Source organism: Aestuariivirga sp. (genome assembly GCF_044239095.1).
Classification (GTDB): domain Bacteria; phylum Pseudomonadota; class Alphaproteobacteria; order Rhizobiales; family Aestuariivirgaceae; genus Aestuariivirga.
This window is the reverse complement of record NZ_JBIICB010000056.1, coordinates 1-18,672: the sequence shown is the minus strand read 5'-3', so window position 1 is coordinate 18,672 and position 18,672 is coordinate 1. Positions and strand designations below refer to the sequence as shown.

Genomic DNA, 18,672 nt, shown 5'->3' with positions numbered 1-18,672 from the left:
AGCGTGCCATAGGCGCCGATCCGGCTGTCCTTCATGATGTCGAGCCGCTCTTCGCGCGTGACGCCGCCGCCAAAACCATCGGCGACATCGGAGAGCCCGTCCTCATGGAAGGCGCCGGTCACCAGGGCGGTGAGGCCCAGCGCAAAGAGGGCGCAGAACAGGTCGGGAAGGCCGGCCATGTTGGCGAGGATGAGGGCCCCTCCGGTGATGGCGCCGACGAGCAGGCCCACCACCGGGAACATGGCCATCGAATCCTTCAGGCGTGGCGGGTCGACGGTCCGCACGAAGGGCACGGGCAGCCGCGTGAGAAAGCGCAGCGAGACGAGGAACGACGCGAAGGGCCTGAACCGGGCCCAATGCGCGCTGCGAGGCTCGAACGCGTCGCTCATGTTGTGTGCCGGACCCGAATCCTGTGATGAACTGACGGTCTAGATAGGAGTCTTCCGGCCAAATGACAAATGCAGCGACGGGCTTGCCCTTCGACGACATCCGCAATCTCCTCAACGAGCTTCCCGGGCCGGACCCGGAGGCAGTGGCCAAGGCCCGCGCGCGTGACATCCAGTTGACCAAGCCGCCTGGCGCACTGGGGCGGATCGAGCGCCTGGCAGAGTGGCTATGCGCCTGGCAGGGCCACCATCCGCCGAAGGCCGAGCGGATCGTGGTGGCCGTGTTTGCCGGAAACCATGGCGTTGTTGACCAGGGCGTTGCTGCCTATCCGCAGGCGGTCACCCAGCAGATGGTGGCCAACTTCCAGAATGATGGCGCCGCGGTGAACCAGATCTGCAAGAGCTTCGGCCTGGGCCTCAAGGTTTTCGAACTGGCGCTGGAGAAGCCCACCCGCGACATTACCCTTCATGCGGCGCTGGAAGAGGCTGAATGCGCCGCGACCATGGCCTATGGCATGGAGGCCACGGAGGGCTGTGACATTCTGTGCATTGGCGAGATGGGGATCGGCAACACGACGGTTGCCGCCGCGATTGCCCATGCTCTTCTGGGCGGCGAGGCAGAGGACTGGGTTGGCCCCGGCACCGGCGTCGGCGAGGATGGCCTCAGGCGCAAGGCGGATGCGGTGCGCCGGGCCGTCGAACTGCACAGGGCCCACCTTGCGGACCCGCTGGAGGTTCTCAGGCGGCTGGGAGGGCGGGAGATTGCCGCCATGGCCGGCGCGGTGCTGGCGGCGCGGCTGCAGCGCATTCCCGTCATCATCGACGGCTATGTGGCGACGGCCGCCGCTGCGGTGCTGAAGGCCATGAGGGCCGATGCGCTGGACCATTGCCTGGCCGGCCACCTTTCGGCGGAACCCGCGCACCGCAAGCTGCTCGCGCGGCTGGAAATGACGCCGCTCCTCGACTTCGGTATGCGGCTTGGCGAGGGCTCCGGGGCGGCCATGGCGGCGGGCATCGTCAAGGCCGCGGCCGACCTCCACAACGGCATGGCGACCTTCGCGTCTGCTGGGGTCAGCAACAAGGAGGCCTGAGCCTGAGCCACAGCCGCTTGATGGCTTGCCGTTCGCAGTCTAAAGCACTGCAGTGAAAAGGAATCCCCATCCATGACCACAATTACCCAGGACGACGTTCTCTCGGTGCTGAAGCGTATCGCGGCACCAGACGGGCGTGGCAACGTGGTCTCCGCCGGATTGGTGTCAGACATCGCCATCGAGGGCGGCAAGGTGATGTTCGCGCTCACCACCACGCCCCAGCATGCACGCAGCATGGAGAGCCTCAGGGACGCCGTCGAGAAGGCGGTGCGCGCCATGCCGGGTGTCGAGAAGGCGATGGTGGCGCTGACGGCGGAACGCGCCGCCGGCCAGCCCCAGCAGAGCCAGCCCCAGCAGAGCCAGCCCCAGCAGAGCCAGCCGCAGCCCGCCCCGAGGGGAACCGCTGTTCCGGGCATCCGTCACCTTGTGGCGGTTGCCTCCGGCAAGGGCGGCGTGGGCAAGTCGACGACGGCCGTCAACCTCGCGCTGGCGCTTCACGCCCTGGGCCTCAAGGTCGCGGTGCTTGATGCCGATGTCTATGGTCCTTCCATGCCGAAGCTGTTCGGCCTCACCGGCAAGCCCGAGGCCTCCGATGCCCAGGGCAAAAAGATGAAGCCGATGACGCGGTACGGCGTCGAGCTCATGTCCATCGGCTTCCTCGTGCCAGAGGATACGGCGATGATCTGGCGCGGGCCCATGGTGATGTCGGCGCTGACCCAGTTGCTGCGCGAAACCGAATGGAGCCCGGCGGATGTGATGGTGATCGACATGCCCCCCGGCACCGGCGATGTGCAGCTGACCCTCGCCCAGCAGACGCCGCTGTCGGGTGCGGTGATCGTCTCGACCCCGCAAGACCTGGCCTTGATCGATGCGCGCAAAGGGCTCAACATGTTCCGCAAGGTCAATGTGCCGGTGATCGGCATCGTGGAGAACATGAGCTATTTCGTATGCACCAAGTGCGGCGAGCGGCACGAGATCTTCGGACACGGCGGCGCCAGGGAGGAGGCCGACCGGATCGGCGTGCCCTTCCTGGGCGAAATTCCGCTCGACAGGGAGGTCCGGTTGCGCTCGGATTCAGGCGAGCCGGTGGTGGCGACGCAGCCCGGCGGCCTGCATGCCGCACTCTACCGGGACGTGGCACGCCAGGTGTGGGCGGCGCTCGAAAAGGGTGGCCTCGCCCGGCCAGCACCGCGAATCGTGATGGAGTAAGCGGGCGTCTGGTCTGGCAGGTAGCGGAATGTTAACTATGCCGCGTTGATGACAGGGTTGGATGCTGGACGTTCGGCGGTCGATTCGGTTCGGCCGGGGGAGGATGTGATGTCGAAACTGATGTGGATTGCGGGCATTTTGCTGGCTGCCGCGGGGTTGGCAGTGGGGCTCTTGGCGCTGTTCTCAGCCGCTTCGCTGGCCAGCTACGGGATCGGGCTGGACCTTGCCGCGCTGCTGCTCGTTGGCGGCATCCTGAGCCTCGGCGTCGGCAGCGTGATCAGCCTGCTGGATCAGCAGCGCGCACTGCTCGCCAATGGCGCAAGCCTTGCAGCTACCGCGCCCGCGGCGGCCATTCCCGAATTCGGCCGCAAGACCGGCGAGGCCGCTGCCGCTGCCGTAGCCGTAGCCGAGGTGGCGGAGGTGTCCGAGCCCACACGCGACACAATCAAGGCCCTTGACCAGGCCCGCCAGAAGATCGAGCAGGCTTTCGAGCCGAAGTCGTCGGCTGCTGTGGCGCCTCCAGAGGATTTCGTGGCGCCGGAGGTTCCGGATGGCGAGGATGAAGAGCCGGTGCCAGGCCAACTCTATGTGGTCGAGGAACGGTTCATCCGCTTGCGCCCGGCCCGCATCCTGTCCGACGGCACTGTCGAAGCCGAGACCGAGGAAGGCTGGATGCGCTTTGAGAACCTCGAGCATCTCGACGAGTATCTCGACGCGGCAGAACCGGCGAAGGGCTAAGCCCAGCCCTGATCATGCTCGCGCAAGATCAAATGCTGGAGCATGATCTTGTCGCAAAAGTGGTTTCCACTTTTGCGGATCATGCCCGGGCGCGCGGCATCAGGTCATAAGGGTGCTTCCAGCCGGGCAGTGACTGGATGCGGTCCAGCCATTTCATCAGGTTCACGTGGTCCTCGAGGGGCACGGTCAGTTCCTCGCCGTAGAAAAGGTAACCCGCCATCGAGAGATCGGCGATGGTCGCGCGCTTTCCGATGATGAAGGGTCTCTCCGCCAGGTGCTGGTCCGCCAGCTTGAGGGCGCCCACCGCACGCGCGCGCAGGAACTCCGTGACGGGCGTTTCGCCAGTCCTGGCGAACTGGATGAGGTAGCGGAGCGTTGCCAGGCTGGCTGTGAACTTGTGATTGTCGAACAGGATCCAGCGCCAGATCTCACGCCGCTCGTCATCGCTCTTGGGGCCGAACTTGCGGGTGACCTCCGCCAGATAATCGAGGATCACGCCGGACTGGGTGAGCCTGCGCCCCTCATGCTCGAGGACAGGCGCCTCGCCCATCTCGTTCACGGTGGCGCGGTACCCGGGCGTGCGCGTCTCGCCGTTGAAGAAGTCGACGAAGACCGGCTGCCAGGACAGCCGGCAGAGCTCCAGCATGAGCGCCACCTTGTAGGCGTTGCCCGACTCGCCGAAGCAATAGAGCCTGTAGTCCGCCATGGTCCCCTCCCGGCGTCTTGCGAATCCGCCCCTTATCTCACATCGAGCACGCTGGTGCGGGCCTTGCGCACCACATCCGTCGCGGTGGAGCCGCGGATGACGCGCTCGAGATGCGAGCGGCCCTCATCCGTGACCACGATCACCTTGTAGAGCGAGCCGGACTCGACGATTTCCTCCGCCGGCTTGCCGACGGCGACGCGGGTCTCCGCGACATGGATCTTCATGGCCTTGAGGAGCGCCTTCGCATTGGCCACCGCCTCTTCGGCGGCGGGCTTGCCCGCCTGACTGTCCGCGACCGAGAACAGGGTGATGGGTTCTCCCGTCACATCAGCCAGCACGGCGGCGCGGCGCACCGCCTGCATGGAGCGCGACGAGCCGTCGGTGCAGATGAAGAAACCCTTCCTGTCGAGGCTGTTCCTGGCCACCAGCACGGAGCAGGGCGCCATGGTGGTGACCGTCTGCACGATGCCGGAATCGAAGAAAGCCATGAATTCTCCGCGCCAGCGCGACGGCTCTCCCAGGATGATCAGATTGTAGGGGCCAAGCTCATACTGGTCGAGGATGCCATTGGCCACGTCGGGCGCGGTCTTGAGCTTCAGCACGACGGCCCGGCCCTCCGGGCTCCTGAATTCCAGCTTGTTGTCGCCCGCGGGATCGCCCCAGGCATCGCTGCGCTGGGCTTCCTTGGGCCATCCGGAGACGTCGATTCCCTCTTGCTTCAGCACCTCCAGCGCTTCCTTCAGGTGGCTGACGCCGGGGATCTCGAAGCCTGCCTCCAGCATGTTCTCGCGGGCAAGCCTGACCTGAAGGCCGCCGGACTGGAGGCCGGAATCGATCGGGCGCACGAAGAGCACGATCAGGTCGCAATTGTCCTGGACCGAGTAGCGGGCGGCAAAACGCACGGTGACGAGGGATTCCTCCGAGCCGTCGATGCAGGCCAGGATGCGGAAGCGGTTCCGGCGCTGGCTGCGCAGGTTCTGCAGCGTCTTCTGGACTGCGGCTTCCTGCCGGTCCGAAAGTGTGGAGCGCTTGAAGACCATCGCTCTCAGCCTATGGAATGAGCAGGGGCCAATACAGCACCGAAATCGCCAGCAGCACAAGGAATGATAACGCCATCATGCGGATGCCGATCTTGAAGAAGTCGGAGCCTTTCAGGAAACCCGAGGCATAGATGATGGTGAAGGCGGGCTGGGCGGCCGGCGTGAGGTAGCCGAAGGCTGAGGAAATGGCGGTGACGAAGCCTGCGCTGATCGGGTCCTGGCCCGCGGCGACCGCGGTCTTGAGCACGATGGGCGCGAGGACGGCAACCGCCGCACCCGCCGTCATGGTGTTCGAGACGCCGATCGTCAGCAGCGAGATCGCTGCGTTGAAGCCGAAGGTGTTGCTGGCGCCTGCCGCCCGCATGACCTCGAAGACGCTCTGCGCCACCCATTCGGCGGCACCCGTTTCCTTCATCTCGACACCGAGCGAGATCGCTGCGGCATAGAGGAGCACGACGCCCCAGTTGACGCCCGAGTTGATGTCCTCCCAGCGCACGAGGCCGAGGATGAGGAAGGCGGCAGCGCCCCCGATGGCGATGACGCCGAGGCCCAGCGAGTTTGAGAGCGTGACCCAGCCGATGATCGTCAGCGCGAAGATGAGGATGGTGAGCCAGTCGGAGGCGCGCATCGGCCCCTGCATGGAGACCTGGGTGCGAAGCCGCGAGACTGCGCGCGACAAGTCCGTCACCTCCGGCTTGAAGGTATAGACCAGCAAGAGGGTGACAATCGGCAGCCTCAGGAGGAACATCGGGAAGGCGTAGATGATCCAGGTCACGTAATCCATCAGGAAGCGGTGGGTCGCGGGATCGAGCGGGTTGTAGAAGAAGTCCTTCCAGTAGCTGATGATGATGGCGTTGCGGGCGCCGCCCGATGGCGTGGCGACGCCCGCAATCGAACAGCCATAGGAGATCGAGAACAGGATGACGGCCGCGAGGTTGTGAACCTTCCTGGGGTCGTTCGAAGTGAGCGTGATGAGCGTCACGCCCACCGGCAGCATCATGGCGGCCACCGTATGCTCGCCGATGAAGGCGGCGATCACCCCGCACACCGCCGTGATACCGAAGCTGATGGCAAAGATGTTGGTGCCCGTCATGCGCACGATCCACCAGGCGATGCGCTTGTCGAGCCGCTGGCGGACGATTGCCACCGCCAGCATGAGCGAGCCCATGATGAAGAGGACGGAGTCCGTCATCAGGCTCTGCGCCACCTTGGTGGGGTCGACCTTCAGCAGCACGACCTGGCCGACGATGATGAGGAGCGGCACCGTGGGCAGCGGAATGGCCTCGGTGATGAACAGCATGGTGGCCATCAGCGACATGACCAGCACGATCTTTCCCTGGTCGGTCAGGCCCGAGGGCGTCGGGGCCGCCATGAGGGCGAAGCCGACGATCATGGTGATGATGAACCAGCGGCGCTTCCAGACGAAGGCAAGGTCCAGGTCGCCCATGAAGGCGAGGAAGCGCTGGTAGCCACGGCGGCGGAAGCGCTTCAGCCCGGCCGATGGCTCGCGCGCCTGGAGGCTGTCACGTGAAAGCTGGAAACGGGAGTCGCCCGCCGTCATGCTGCCACCCTTGCCCCAGGTGCCGCCGCCGTGACATTGTTCCGGCGATTCAGGCCCGCAAGCTTCCTGGTGGCATCTTGGTTCATCCCGACTCCGTTCTCGCCGAAATAGATCAACAATTCCCTCAAAGCCTCGAGCGCGTCTTCGAGCTGCTGCGCTTTCCCAGCATCGGCACGGATCCTGCCCACGCGCCGGACTGCCGCCGCGCGGCCGAGTGGCTGGTGCGGGACCTCGAGGCCATGGGCTTCACGGCAGGCCTGCGTGAGACGACGGGCCAGCCGCTGGTTGTCGGGTCCTATGCCCCGCCCGGCGGCGGGCCTGGGCTCCCGCATATCCTCTTTTATGGCCATTACGACGTTCAGCCCGCCGACCCGCTCGAATTGTGGACGTCCGCCCCTTTTGAGCCGCAGATCCGGAAAGGCAAGAGCGGAAAGAATTCAATTTTTGCCCGCGGTGCCGCCGACGACAAGGGCCAATTGATGACCTTTCTGGAAGCCAGCCGCTGCTGGCTGAAGGTGCATGGGACGCTGCCTTTCCGCCTGACGGTCATGATCGAGGGCGACGAGGAGGGGGATGCCGCGCACCTCGATGCTTTCCTGAGGACGAACGCCAGGCAATTTCCCGTCGACGCGGTCTTCATCTGCGATACCGGCATGTGGGACGAGAAGACGCCTGCCATCGATACCAGGCTGCGCGGTTGCATGGGGATCGAGGTGACCATCACGGGCCCCCGCATCGACCTTCATTCCGGCTATTACGGCGGCCCGGCCCGGAACCCGATCAAGGTGCTGAGCTGCATCCTCGCCGATATCCACGATGCCCGGGGCCGCATCACCATCCCGCGCTTCTACGACGGCGTGAAGCCCATTCCGGCGAAGCTGCGGAAGCAATGGGAGGCGCTCAGGTTTCCCGCAAAGCGTTTCCTGGGCGATGTTGGCCTTTCGGTGCCTGCGGGCGAGGCGGGCTATTCGGTGCTGGAGCAGATGTGGGCGAGGCCCACGGCCGAAGTGAACGGCATCCATGGCGGCTACCAGGGCCCAGGCACCAAGACGGTCTTGCCGGCGGAGGCCACGGCCAAGCTCACCTTCCGCCTCGTCGAGGGCCAGGATCCGGGGAAGATCCGCCGCGCCTTCAAGCAATTCGTGAAGGACCGGCTTCCGCCTGACTGCAAGGCGCGCTTCGATGACAGCGGTGGCGATTCGCGTGGCATCGCCGTTTCGCAGGACACGCCATGGATGGTCGCGGCGAGAGCGGCGCTCAAGGCGGAGTTCGGCCGCGAGGCCGTGATGATGGGGGCGGGCTACTCGATCCCGGCCGTTGAATCCTTCAAGACGCATCTGGGCGCTGACAGCGTTCTCGTCGGTTTCGGGCTTGCCGACGACAATGCGCATTCACCCGACGAGAAATACGACGTCGACAGTTTCAGGCACGGCACCCGCGCCTGGGCCCGCATCATCGCGCAATTTGCAAGAGAGTGAACGACATGACCCAACTCGCCGCCGTCCTGGATGCTGCCACACGGGACTTCGACAACAGCCTCGAACGGCTGTTCAGCCTTGTCCGCATTCCGTCGATCTCGACGGACCCCGCCCATGCGGCGGACTGTGCGAAGGCCGCGCAGGCGATCGTCGATGACCTGACGGCGCTGGGCTTCGAGGCGGATGTGCGCAAGACGCCGGGCCGGCCCATGGTGGTGGCCCATTACACGCCAAAGGGCGCCGCGCGGAACATGCCGCACTTCCTGTTTTACGGGCATTATGACGTGCAGCCGGCAGATCCGCTCAACCTGTGGAAGACGCCCCCCTTCGAGCCCACGGTGCGGACGGACAAGGCAGGCATTGCCCGCATGTATGGCCGGGGCACGGCGGACGACAAGGGCCAGCTGATGACGTTCGTGGAGGCCGCGCGGGCGTGGATCACCACCACGGGCACTCTCCCCATCAAGGCCACCTTCCTGATCGAAGGCGAGGAGGAATCGGGCTCGCCCTCGCTCGTGCCCTTTCTCAAGGCCAACAGGAAGGAGCTTTCCTGTGATGCGGCCTTCGTCTGCGACACCAACATGTGGGATGCGAAAACGCCCGCCATCACCACCAGGCTCCGCGGCCTGGTGCATGAGGAAATCACCATTACCGGTCCCAGCATCGACCTCCATTCCGGCATGTATGGCGGCCCGGCGATGAACCCGATCCGCGTCCTGAGCAAGGTCATCGCGGCACTTCACGACAAGAACGGCAAGGTCACGATCCCTGGCTTCTACGATGGCGTGGCCGCGTTGCCCAAGGCGACGAAGAAGCAATGGCAGTCGCTCAAGTTCTCGGATGCGAAATTCCTCAAGGAGGTTGGCCTGAAGGAACCCGCGGGCGAGAAGGGCAAGTCCGTCCTCGAGCAGATCTGGGCACGGCCGACGGCGGAGGTGAACGGCATCTGGGGCGGATACACGGGGGTCGGCACCAAGACGGTTCTGCCATCTCAGGCCCATGCCAAGCTCACCTTCCGGCTCGTCGGCAAGCAAGATCCGGAGAAGGTCCTCAAGGCCTTCCATGGCTTTGTGAAGGGGCTGATACCAAAGGACTGCAAGGTCACCTTCTCCGGCCGCGGCGGCGGCAGCCCCGCGACCGAGATACCGGAGGACAATCCCGTCATCGCGAAATCCGCCAAGGCGCTGAAGGACGAGTTCCGGCGAGATGCGGTGCTGATGGGCTCTGGCGGCTCGATCCCCATCTGCCGGTTCTTCAAGGACATCCTCGGCATGGATTCGATCCTCGTCGGCTTCGGCCTCAATGACGATGCGATCCACAGTCCCAACGAGAAATACAATCTCGAGAGCTACCGGCGTGGCATCAGAAGCTGGGTCAGGATCATGGGCGAATTCGGCGCATGAGCATCGACCCCGTGGCGCTGGTCAGGCGTTACCATGCGGCGCTCCAACCCTATGACGCAAGTTTGGCGGCGGCCTGCTTCGCCCCTGCCGCCGTCTATGTCTCGCCAGGCGTCAACGGCCGGATCGAGGGGCGCGGCGCCATCATCGCCGCTTTTAACGCCTATTTCGCGGAATATCCCGATCAGCAGGCGGAGGACACGCGCATCGACCGGTTGCCGGGGCTTGCGGCTTGTGCCCACTGGCGGCTTGCGGCAACCTCTGCAACAACCGGCCTGCGCATCATCCGCCATGGTGTCGAGACGGTACGATTCAATGCTGAAGGCCTGATCATCGCAGTGGAGGTCGAGGAGCTTTGATCATCCAACTGACAATCGGCACGTTGATCATCATTGTAAACGTCATCCTGCAGGCCGAGATGTTCAGCGCCTACTCACGGCGGCTGGAAAAGACCATCATCGCCTTGCGGGTCCGGTTCCGGCGCTTCGCAAATACGGCGGCCATCGTCACGGGCGTGCTCTTCGTGATGTCGGTGCACAGCATACAGGTGTGGATATGGGCCTTTACCTTCCAGACGGTGGGCGCCTTCCATGAGTTGGAGCCGGCGCTCTATTTCTCCCTCGTGAGTTTCTCGACCGTCGGCTTCGGCGACATCACGCTGGGGCCGGACTGGCGCCTGCTCTCCGCGCTCGCCGCGGCAAACGGTTTCTTGAGCTTCGGCTGGTCCACGGCCTACATGGTAGAGATGGTGCGCAGGACGGCTTGAAGTGGCTCGCGGTCAGCCGATCCTGAAGTCCGTGATATGCGAGGGCGCCGTCAGGCCGGGGATCAATCGCGGGTCGTCAATGGGTGCCAGGATCTGCTGTTGCACGGGGATGACCCCGGCCCAGATCGGCAGCGCGTAGTCTTCCTCGTCATCGCCCGGCGGGCCGGTGCGGACCTTGGCGGAGACCTCGTCGAGCTTGAGCGACAGCACCGTGGTGGCCTTCAGTTCCTGTGCCGTCATCGGGCGCAGCATGTTCCACCGGCCAGGCCACAGGGCTTCCGTGAAATTCCTCAGCCGCATCTCCTTCTCGGCGGGGTCCGCAAGCTTGCGGGCCGTGCCGAAGGCCATCAGCGAACGGTAGTTGCAGCTATGGTTGAAGGCCGCGCGCGCCATCACGAAACCGTCGATGATCGAGACGGTGAGGCAGACCTCCGCGTCCTCGCAGGCCTCCAGCATCCGGCTTGCCGAGGAGCCGTGCCAGTAGACATGATCACCCTCGCGCCACTGCAGCGTGGGGGTCACATAGGGCGTGCCGTTGAACACATAGCCGACGTTGCAAATCGGGGTGGCGTCGAGAATGGCGTGCACCGTCTCTGCATCATATTTGGCGCGCTTGTTCAGGCGCTTCACGCGTGTTCTCTCGGTGGGGGAATCCATGCTCGTTTTCTCCGGTTGTGCCCTTTGGATGCCCGCGATATGGTCTGGTTGAAAGGTCCAAGTATTGAACTGATGAGCAGACCACTTCTCGGCACATCGGCCAGCGAGATCGGCATCGACCGGGAAGACCGCGAGCCGATCCAGCAGCAGATCGCGCGGCAGATCCGCTCGCTCGTCCTGAGCGGGCGGCTGAAGCCGCAAAGCCGGCTGCCCTCGACGCGCGCGCTGTCGGAGGAACTCGCCGTGGCGCGCGCCACGGTGGTCGAGGCCTATGAGCAGCTGCTCAGCGAGGGGTATCTCGAAACCCGTTCCGGCTCCGGCACGCGGGTTGCGGCTGAACTGCCGGAAACGCTTCTCGCCCCGGCGCCCCGCGAACAGCGCAAGGAGCCGCCACGCGCCGGCCAAAGGCGTGAACCGGCGCGGCCCTTCCGGTCAGGCCTCGTCGACTGGGAGAATTTTCCGCATGACGACTGGGGGCGGCTGCTGGGGCGTTTCTGGCGCAATCCCCCCGTGGCGCTCCTCGAGCACAACGACCCATTTGGCTGGATGGCGCTGCGCGAGGCGGTGGCGCGGCATCTCTATGAGTGGCGCGGCATCGGCTGCGCGGCCGGGCAGGTGATCGTGACGGCGGGCGGGCTCGATGCCTTCGACCTGATCGGGCGCGCCATTCTCAGCGCGGGCGACAAGGTGTGGTTCGAGGAGCCGGGCTATCCGACGGCGCGGCGCATCTTCTCGCTTGGTGGCGCTGCGGCTGTGCCAGTCCCCGTCGACGCGGAAGGCCTGGTGGTGTCCAAGGGCATCGAGCGGGCAGGCGACGCGCGCGCCGCCTTCGTGACGCCGGCACGGCAGTATCCGACGGGTGTGACAATGCCGCTGGCCCGCCGCCTGGAACTGCTCGACTGGGCGGCGGCGGCCGATGCCATCGTCATCGAGGACGACTATGACAGCGAATACCGCTATGTCGGCAAGCCGCTTCCGGCGCTGATGAGCCTCGATAGCCATGCGCGCGTCATCTATACCGGCACCTTCTCCAAGGTATTCTCGCCGATCGTGCGGCTTGGCTACATCGTGGTGCCAAAGGCGCTCGTCCCGCGGTTTCGTGCCGAGCGCGTCTCGCACGGGGCGCCGCCATCGCTCATGGCGCAACCAGCGCTCGCCGAGTTCATGGCGTCGGGCGCATTCGCCATCCATATCCGCCGCATGCGCCGGATCTATGCCGCACGGCGGCGCGCGTTGATCGAGGCGCTGAAGCCGGGCGATGGCAGGCTCTATGAGATCGATGCCTCCCCTGCGGGATTGATGCTGCTGCTGCGGCTGAAGGCGGGTGCCAGTGACGAAGAAGCGGTCACGCGGCTTGAAAGCATCGGGATCGAGGCCCAGTCGCTGTCGAGCCATTATGCCGGGCGCAGCCGCCAGCAGGGGCTGCTGCTGAGTTTCGCAGGGTTCAGCGAGGCCGACCTTGCTGGAACTGCAAGAACATTGATCGAGGGACTGTCATGAGTGATGCCGCACGCGCCGACGCATTCCGCTGGGTGGAGGAGAACCACGCCAGGTGGTCGGCATGGAATGCCCATATCTGGCAGCTCGCGGAGACCGCCTGGCGCGAGTACCGCTCGGCCGAATGGTATGTGAAGACGCTGCGCGCTGAGGGCTTCACGGTCGAGGAGGGTTCGGGGGGCATGCCCACGGCATTCTCCGCCACATGGTCGAACGGGCCGGGCCCCGCCATCATGGCCTATGCCGAATATGACGCGGTGCCGGGCAATTGCCAGGCGGCGGTACCCTGGCGCCAGCCGCGCAAGGGCCTGTCGCGCTTCGCGGGCGGGCATACCGACCCCCACTCGGCGCTGGGCATGGGTTCGCTTACCGGCGCCCTCGCCGCCAAGGCGGCGATGGAAAGGCATGGGATCACCGGCACCATCCGCTTCATGGGGGAGCCAGCTGAAAAGGTGCGGGGGTCCAAGCCCATCCATGCGGCGAAGGGCTATTACGACGGGCTCGACGCCATCATTTCCTTCCATCCCTTCTACATGCTGCCCCTGTGCAACACGGCGCGCTGGGACACCCATTGCGGGCCCTATTACGCGGCGATCTACGAGTTTCTCTGCGAGCGGCCGGAGAGCTGGCTGCAGGGCGCTGTGACCGATGCAGCGGGCGCCCCCATTCCAGCAGCCCATACGGCGGCGCGCGCGCCCGGCGCCAATGATGCCGTAGTCGCCATGTACACGCTCTCAAAGATGATGCGTGATCATATGCTGCCGCACACCGGCACATGGACACTGAACGAGACGATCCTCGCCAGTGGCCAGGCGACCGCGGACAATCTCGCGGCCCAGATGGCGATGATCATGTTCGCCGCGCGCGCTCCGGACGCCGCCATGCTGAAGCGCATCTATGCCGTGCTCGACCGCAACGCGGAGGCCGCCGCCGCGGCAACCCATTGCACGGTGCGGCGGCACTGGGTGTCAAAGTCGAAGCCAGGGCTTGCCAATCATGCCATGGCGGAGATCACCTTCCGCAATCTCGAGCGGGCGGGCGCGCCGCGCTATGGTGCAGGCGCTGTGAAGCTGGCGCAGCAGCTGCAGCAGGAACTCGGTCTCGAGCCCATGCCTGCGCCCTTCGCCGATGAGCTCAGCGAGCTTGTGCCGCCTCAGGAGGCAGAGCGGCGGCTGCGGAAGGATCTTCCGTCCTGGCAGACGCACTATACATCCGATGATTATACCGACATGACCTGGTTTGCGCCCACCGTGCGCTTCTATGTCGGGCGCGCCGTGCTGAAGGCGCCACCAGGCTTTGCCTATCCCGAATGGGCGCTGAATGCGCTGGGCGGCATGCCCGCCACCATCGACCCCACGGTTGAGACGGCGGCGAAGACCATTGCGGGCACCATCCTCGACCTGATGACGGACAAGGCGTCACTGGCTCGCGCGCAGGCGGAATTCCGTATGCGGAGGGAGCAGGCGGAAGACCCCCTGCCATGGTGCGACTACCAGCCGCCCGTCGATTTCCCGTGGCCCGAATATGTCGACACGCCGCGCGGCCGGGCGTGGTGGATTCCAGCCACCGCCGCTGACCGCGCGATGGAACGGGACTAGGAATATGTGTTGCGGCCAAAGCGGGATGCCAGCTTTCGCTGGCATGACGGTGAGGAGTGTGGCGTTAATCTCAAATGATCGCCTGCTGCGTTAGGACGCGACCGGACGAAGTTCCTTCAGCAGTTTCTCGCGGATGGCGCGGACATAGTCATCGAAGTCCCGTGCGGGTTCGATGAAGCTGTCGAGGCCGATGATCACGTAGGTCTGGTAGTAGCGGTCGAGGTCCGGGCTGTCGGCCATGATGGGAAGTCCGTTGATCACGATGCCGCGTGCCTTTGCCGCCTGGCGGGCGGATTCGAGGCCTGCACCGGCATTGTCCTCGCCGTCGCCCGATATGTCGATGATCTTGCGGAAACCGTCGAATTCATTGCCCTCGATCAGGGCCGCGCCATCTGTAATGGCCGTGGCGATCGAGGTGGCGCTCGCCCACATCCAGCGCCGGGCGAGACCGATGCGGAAGCCGAAGGCCTTTGAATCGCGCGAGGTCTCGAGATGTGTGAAGGGCAGCACGACACGGGTCTCGCCAGGTGCTCCCCATTGTATCACCGCCACGGCAGCACCCAGCGGCCTCAGATCCTCGACGGCGCGCTGCACATCCGGGTGCGCGAAGGCGCGCGCCAGGCCCTCGATCTGCAGCGCGAATTCGTTTGCATCAACACTTGCCGAGCTGTCGAGGGCCAGGACCAGTTCGACCGTGACGGGGGTTTCCTGTGCGGCCACCGGCGAGGCCAGCAGTGCCAGGGCCATCAGCCGCGACGCCATGGCGCGTGACAAGAGGAAACGGAATGGCCAGAGAGCGGACCAGGAGACCCCCATGCGCCGCATTCTGCTCGAACTGTCAGCCGCCATCGCGCTCACCCTTGCCGCCATCCTTGCGTCCTCTGGTGGGGTCAGCGCCAGCGGCGTCATGATCATGGAGGCCTTCGCGCGTGCCTCGGCCACGCCCACGGCCAGCGCCGGCGCCGCCTATATCAGCCTGATGAACCATGCGTCCCAGGCCGACAGGCTGCTCTCGGTGTCCACGCCCGCCGCGCGGACGGCGGAGATCCACATGACCGACGTGGTTGATGGCGTGATGAAGATGAAGTCCGTTCAGTCTCTGGAGATCCCTGCCATGGGCACGCTGGAGATGAAGACCGGCGGCTATCACATCATGCTGATCGGCCTCACGGCGCCGCTCAAGAAGGGCGAAGAGATCGAGGTCACCCTCACCTTCGAGAAGGCAGGCCAGGTCACGGTGAAGGTGCCCGTAGGCGGTGTGGCCCAGGGCGGGCATGATCACGGCGAAGGTTCCGAAGGCTCCGGCGGCTGAGGCTGTCCGGTTTCCGTCTGGGGCGGCTCACGCAGCGGCCGCAGCGCCTCCTCCTCGGAGCGGATGCGCCATGCCAGCAGCGCAAGGTTCAGAATGCCGAACAAGGTGGCATACCACCAGTATCCGAAGGCCATCGGCAGAATGACGATTTCGGCTGCGACCACGAGGTAGTTCGCATGGCGGATCCAGCTCTGCCAGCCTTCGTCCGGCAGCCTTTCACCCGGCACCACGATGAGCCGCGTCGTCCATCTGCTGCCCAGCCCGGCGACGATCCAGCCGCGCGCCGCCTCCAGCACCACATAGGCATAGATCCAGGGCAGTGCCACGGCGGGACGCTGGTAGAACGCCAGGTACCAGAGGCCGAGCAGCCACGCGATCTGCAGCGCCAGCACGAAGCCGTAGCGCCCCGAGCCGATCTCGAAGCCTCCCTGGTCGATCAGGCGCCTGGTGTTGCGATGGGCGATGACCAGTTCGATCAACCGCTGCAGGGTGACGAGTGAGAGGATGGTGATGATGAGCCACATGGAACAACCTTAGTCTGTTTCGGCCACAGAAAGAAGCGGGCTTAAACGGAGCGCCACTTGCCGAACCCCGGCCGTGTTCGGCATAAGAACATTCCACGTTTCGAGTGCCGCCTTGGACATCATCCAGATTCTCCTGCTCTTCGCCGGCGGCCTGCTGGCGGGCTTCATCAATGTGATGGCGGGCGGCGCGGGCTTCATGACCTTTCCGCTGCTGCTTGCGGCAGGAATGAGCGAGATCGAGGCCAATGCCTCGAACTTCGTGGCGGTATTGCCGGCAAATGTGGTGGGGACGGCTGTCTACCGCCATCAACTGACATCGGTGCGCAGGCACCTGGGGTTCAGGCTGTTCCTGGCGGCCCTGGGGGGCGTGATCGGATCATGGATCCTGATTGCGACGGGGGAGGCGGCGTTCCGGCTGGTCATTCCCTGGCTCCTGCTCTTCGCCACCGTGTCATTCGCGCTGGGGCCCTGGATCAAGCTGAAGCTGGAGCGCGACTTCGCCTTCGACGGGTCGCGCTGGCTCTGGCTGTCCTTCCTGCTGGAGTTTCTTGTCTTCGTCTATGGCGGCTACTTCGGGCTGGGCATGGGCATCCTGATGTTCGCCATCTATTCGATCTTCTCGGCGATGACGATCCACCAGGCCAACGCCATCCGCAACGTGACGATCACCCTGATGACGCTGATCTCGATCGTGATCTTCGCCCAGGCGGGGATCATCCGCTGGGCGCCCTCGCTGGTGATGATGTCCGGGGCGATGACCGGGGGCTATTTCACGGCGAAGGTGGCCATGCGCATTCCCCATCACCTGGTGCGCAAGGGCATCCTCGTCTGGGCGGTATGCCTCACGGCGCTGTCGTTCTGGCGCTATCACTGAGGGTCCTGGTCCTGAGCGCCTCCCGGTGCGCGGCATAGAGCCCGCACGCCACGATCAGCGCCATTCCGGCCATGGCGATCCCGTCCGGGAATTCGCCGAAGACCAGGATGCCGGAGAAGATGGCGAACACCATCACGGAATAGCGGAAGGGGGCGGTGCCGCTGAGTTCGCCAAGCCGCAGCGTCGCCACCATGAGGAGATAGCCCGACGAGAGGAAACAGGCTGCGAGTGCCAGAAGCCCGGCCTGCCAGGGCTCAGGCCGCGTGAAACCCTGCACCAGCGCCAGCGCGGCCCCGCCCATCGTGACGAAGCCGGCATTGCCGAGTGCGATGACGAAAGTGGGTATCCGCGCCGGTATCCGCTTCGTGAGGTAATCCCGCATCGCGACGGCGAAGACGATCAGCAGGGCCAGAAGCTCATGGACGTTGAAGGAGGACACCGAGGGTTTCACGATCAGCAGCACGCCGAGGAAGCCGCCGAGAATGGCGGCCATCCGCCGCCAGCCGACCTTCTCCTTGAGGAACACGATGGAGAGCAGCACCACGGCCAGGGGGACGGCCTGCATCACCGACGTCAGGTTGGCGATCGGCATGAGCATGAGTGCTGTGACGAAGGCGATGGTTGCGACAACGTCGAACAGGCTTCTCAGCAGCACGCTCGGCTGTGCGATCCTGGGCAGTTCCGGCAGCAGCCCTTTCCAGGCGCAGATGATGCCGATGAGCAGGATCGCCACGCTCCCGCGGATCATGATGATCTCGCCCACCGGCAGGCTCTGGCCCACGAGCTTGACGATCGTGTCGTTCGCCACGAAGGACCCCATGGCGAGCACCATGAGGAGGCCAGCACGAAGGGCGGTGTTCTGTGGCAGGCGAAGCATCGATGATGCCTAGAGCATGATCCACAAAAGTGGAAACCACTTTTGCGGATCATGCTCAAACCATTGAACGCGCAGGCAAGCCCCGCTTGTCAGCCGCCCGTCACGCTCATGTGGCGGGCCACCGCCGGCTTGTTGCGGCGGCGGTCGATGACGAAGTCGTGCCCCTTGGGCTTGCGCGAGATCGCCTCGTCGATGGCCGCCTCGAGCAGCCCATTGCCTTCGGAGGCGCGCAACGGCGCGCGGAGGTCGGCGGCATCCTCCTGCCCCAGGCACATGTAGAGTGTTCCGGTGCAGGTGAGCCGCACGCGGTTGCAGCTCTCGCAGAAATTATGCGTCATCGGCGTGATGAAGCCGAGGCGGCCGCCCGTCTCCTTCACCCGCACATAGCGCGCCGGGCCACCGGTCTTGTAGGGAATGTCCTCGAGCGTGAACTGGTCCATGAGGCTTGCGCGGACAACCGACAGGGGAAGGTACTGGTCCGTGCGGTCACCGTCGATGTCGCCCAGCGGCATGGTTTCGATGAGGGTCAGGTCCATGCCCTGGCCATGTGTCCAGCGGATCATCTCCGGGATCTCGGCATCGTTGACGCCCTTCAAGGCCACGGCATTGATCTTGATGTCGAGGCCCGCGGCCTGCGCGGCGCGGATGCCTTCTTTCACCTTCGGGAGTTCGCCCCAGCGGGTGATCTGGCGGAACTTCGCCTCGTCCAGCGTATCGGCAGAGACATTGATGCGGCGCACGCCGTGGGCGGCGAGTTCGGAGGCGTGTTTCGCCAGCTGCGAACCGTTGGTGGTGAGGGTGAGTTCCTCGAGCGCGCCGGAGCGCAGGTGGCGGCCAAGGCTCTCGACCAGGGTCATGATGCCCTTGCGGACCAGGGGTTCGCCGCCCGTCAGCCGGAGCTTCCTGACGCCCTTTTCGATGAAGGCCGTGCAGACGCGGTCCAGTTCCTCGAGCGAGA

20 protein-coding genes are annotated in these 18,672 nt (G+C 65.0%); 11 read left to right on the top strand and 9 right to left on the bottom strand.

Annotated features, from left to right (window positions below):
* The coding region (locus ACILRA_RS07515; RefSeq protein ID WP_395661483.1) for an adenosylcobinamide-GDP ribazoletransferase at nucleotides 1-389 on the bottom strand (389 nt) is incomplete at its 3' end.
* A 62-nt stretch (nucleotides 390-451) separates the two neighbouring features.
* Between ACILRA_RS07515 and cobT the strand changes: the two genes are divergently transcribed.
* The 3 genes from cobT to ACILRA_RS07500 all read left to right on the top strand — a co-directional run bounded on the left by cobT (nucleotide 452) and on the right by ACILRA_RS07500 (nucleotide 3,424).
* Nucleotides 452-1,477 (top strand): nicotinate-nucleotide--dimethylbenzimidazole phosphoribosyltransferase, encoded by a 1,026-nt coding sequence (gene cobT / locus ACILRA_RS07510; protein ID WP_395661482.1) that lies wholly within the window; start codon nucleotides 452-454, stop codon nucleotides 1,475-1,477.
* 72 nt (nucleotides 1,478-1,549) lie between these two features.
* Nucleotides 1,550-2,686 carry an Mrp/NBP35 family ATP-binding protein gene (locus tag ACILRA_RS07505; RefSeq protein WP_395661481.1) on the top strand — a complete coding sequence of 379 codons (1,137 nt, stop codon included), beginning with the start codon at nucleotides 1,550-1,552 and terminating at the stop codon, nucleotides 2,684-2,686.
* Nucleotides 2,687-2,794: 108 nt separating this feature from the next.
* Nucleotides 2,795-3,424, top strand: coding sequence for a hypothetical protein (locus ACILRA_RS07500; RefSeq protein ID WP_395661480.1), 630 nt, complete (start codon nucleotides 2,795-2,797; stop codon nucleotides 3,422-3,424).
* Nucleotides 3,425-3,503: 79 nt separating this feature from the next.
* Here the strand turns inward: ACILRA_RS07500 and ACILRA_RS07495 are convergent, their stop codons facing one another.
* From ACILRA_RS07495 to ACILRA_RS07485, 3 genes are read right to left on the bottom strand one after another with little or no spacing between them, the layout of a single operon-like run.
* Nucleotides 3,504-4,130 (bottom strand): glutathione S-transferase family protein, encoded by a 627-nt coding sequence (locus ACILRA_RS07495; protein WP_395661479.1) that lies wholly within the window; start codon nucleotides 4,128-4,130, stop codon nucleotides 3,504-3,506.
* 32 nt (nucleotides 4,131-4,162) lie between these two features.
* Entirely contained in the window at nucleotides 4,163-5,170 is a 1,008-nt protein-coding gene (locus ACILRA_RS07490) for a universal stress protein (RefSeq protein WP_395661478.1), read from the bottom strand.
* 10 nt (nucleotides 5,171-5,180) lie between these two features.
* Complete coding sequence (locus tag ACILRA_RS07485) at nucleotides 5,181-6,731, bottom strand: SLC13 family permease (protein WP_395661477.1); 1,551 nt, start codon at nucleotides 6,729-6,731, stop codon at nucleotides 5,181-5,183.
* A 77-nt stretch (nucleotides 6,732-6,808) separates the two neighbouring features.
* Here ACILRA_RS07485 and ACILRA_RS07480 point away from each other — a divergent pair, with 77 nt between their 5' ends.
* The 4 genes from ACILRA_RS07480 to ACILRA_RS07465 are packed head-to-tail and all read left to right on the top strand — an operon-like array spanning nucleotide 6,809 to nucleotide 10,375.
* On the top strand, nucleotides 6,809-8,209 hold the full coding sequence (locus ACILRA_RS07480) for a M20/M25/M40 family metallo-hydrolase (protein WP_395661476.1): 1,401 nt from the start codon (nucleotides 6,809-6,811) through the stop codon (nucleotides 8,207-8,209).
* Nucleotides 8,210-8,214: 5 nt separating this feature from the next.
* Nucleotides 8,215-9,612: a dipeptidase gene (locus ACILRA_RS07475; protein ID WP_395661475.1), complete on the top strand. Its 1,398-nt coding sequence runs from the start codon at nucleotides 8,215-8,217 to the stop codon at nucleotides 9,610-9,612.
* The gene (locus ACILRA_RS07470; RefSeq protein ID WP_395661474.1) at nucleotides 9,609-9,968 is read left to right on the top strand and encodes a nuclear transport factor 2 family protein; all 360 of its coding nucleotides are present in this window, start codon (nucleotides 9,609-9,611) and stop codon (nucleotides 9,966-9,968) included. The genes ACILRA_RS07475 and ACILRA_RS07470 overlap by 4 nt, the downstream gene beginning before the upstream one ends.
* On the top strand, nucleotides 9,965-10,375 hold the full coding sequence (locus tag ACILRA_RS07465; protein ID WP_395661473.1) for an ion channel: 411 nt from the start codon (nucleotides 9,965-9,967) through the stop codon (nucleotides 10,373-10,375). Before ACILRA_RS07470 ends, ACILRA_RS07465 begins: the two co-directional genes overlap by 4 nt.
* 12 nt (nucleotides 10,376-10,387) lie before the next feature.
* Here ACILRA_RS07465 and ACILRA_RS07460 read toward each other — a convergent pair whose 3' ends face one another.
* Nucleotides 10,388-11,032, bottom strand: a complete 645-nt coding sequence (locus tag ACILRA_RS07460; protein WP_395661472.1) for a pyridoxamine 5'-phosphate oxidase family protein — start codon at nucleotides 11,030-11,032, stop codon at nucleotides 10,388-10,390.
* Nucleotides 11,033-11,104: 72 nt separating this feature from the next.
* On the opposite strand from ACILRA_RS07460, the gene ACILRA_RS07455 reads away from it, so the two are divergent.
* Nucleotides 11,105-12,532 (top strand): PLP-dependent aminotransferase family protein, encoded by a 1,428-nt coding sequence (locus tag ACILRA_RS07455; protein ID WP_395661471.1) that lies wholly within the window; start codon nucleotides 11,105-11,107, stop codon nucleotides 12,530-12,532.
* Nucleotides 12,529-14,127: an amidohydrolase gene (locus ACILRA_RS07450; protein WP_395661470.1), complete on the top strand. Its 1,599-nt coding sequence runs from the start codon at nucleotides 12,529-12,531 to the stop codon at nucleotides 14,125-14,127. The genes ACILRA_RS07455 and ACILRA_RS07450 overlap by 4 nt, the downstream gene beginning before the upstream one ends.
* Nucleotides 14,128-14,217: 90 nt before the next feature.
* Here the strand turns inward: ACILRA_RS07450 and ACILRA_RS07445 are convergent, their stop codons facing one another.
* Nucleotides 14,218-14,943 (bottom strand): DUF1194 domain-containing protein, encoded by a 726-nt coding sequence (locus ACILRA_RS07445; RefSeq protein ID WP_395661469.1) that lies wholly within the window; start codon nucleotides 14,941-14,943, stop codon nucleotides 14,218-14,220.
* Here ACILRA_RS07445 and ACILRA_RS07440 point away from each other — a divergent pair.
* Entirely contained in the window at nucleotides 14,942-15,439 is a 498-nt protein-coding gene (locus tag ACILRA_RS07440; RefSeq protein WP_395661468.1) for a copper chaperone PCu(A)C, read from the top strand. The genes ACILRA_RS07445 and ACILRA_RS07440 overlap by 2 nt on opposite strands.
* Here ACILRA_RS07440 and ACILRA_RS07435 read toward each other — a convergent pair.
* Nucleotides 15,406-15,963: an isoprenylcysteine carboxyl methyltransferase family protein gene (locus ACILRA_RS07435; RefSeq protein WP_395661467.1), complete on the bottom strand. Its 558-nt coding sequence runs from the start codon at nucleotides 15,961-15,963 to the stop codon at nucleotides 15,406-15,408. The genes ACILRA_RS07440 and ACILRA_RS07435 overlap by 34 nt on opposite strands.
* 112 nt (nucleotides 15,964-16,075) lie before the next feature.
* Between ACILRA_RS07435 and ACILRA_RS07430 the strand changes: the two genes are divergently transcribed.
* Complete coding sequence (locus ACILRA_RS07430) at nucleotides 16,076-16,837, top strand: sulfite exporter TauE/SafE family protein (RefSeq protein WP_395661466.1); 762 nt, start codon at nucleotides 16,076-16,078, stop codon at nucleotides 16,835-16,837.
* On the opposite strand, the gene ACILRA_RS07425 is transcribed toward ACILRA_RS07430, so the two are convergent.
* Entirely contained in the window at nucleotides 16,806-17,714 is a 909-nt protein-coding gene (locus ACILRA_RS07425) for a DMT family transporter (protein ID WP_395661465.1), read from the bottom strand. The genes ACILRA_RS07430 and ACILRA_RS07425 overlap by 32 nt on opposite strands.
* Nucleotides 17,715-17,803: 89 nt before the next feature.
* Nucleotides 17,804-18,672 (bottom strand): GTP 3',8-cyclase MoaA (locus tag ACILRA_RS07420; RefSeq protein WP_395661464.1); only part of this gene is annotated, 869 nt, incomplete at its 5' end.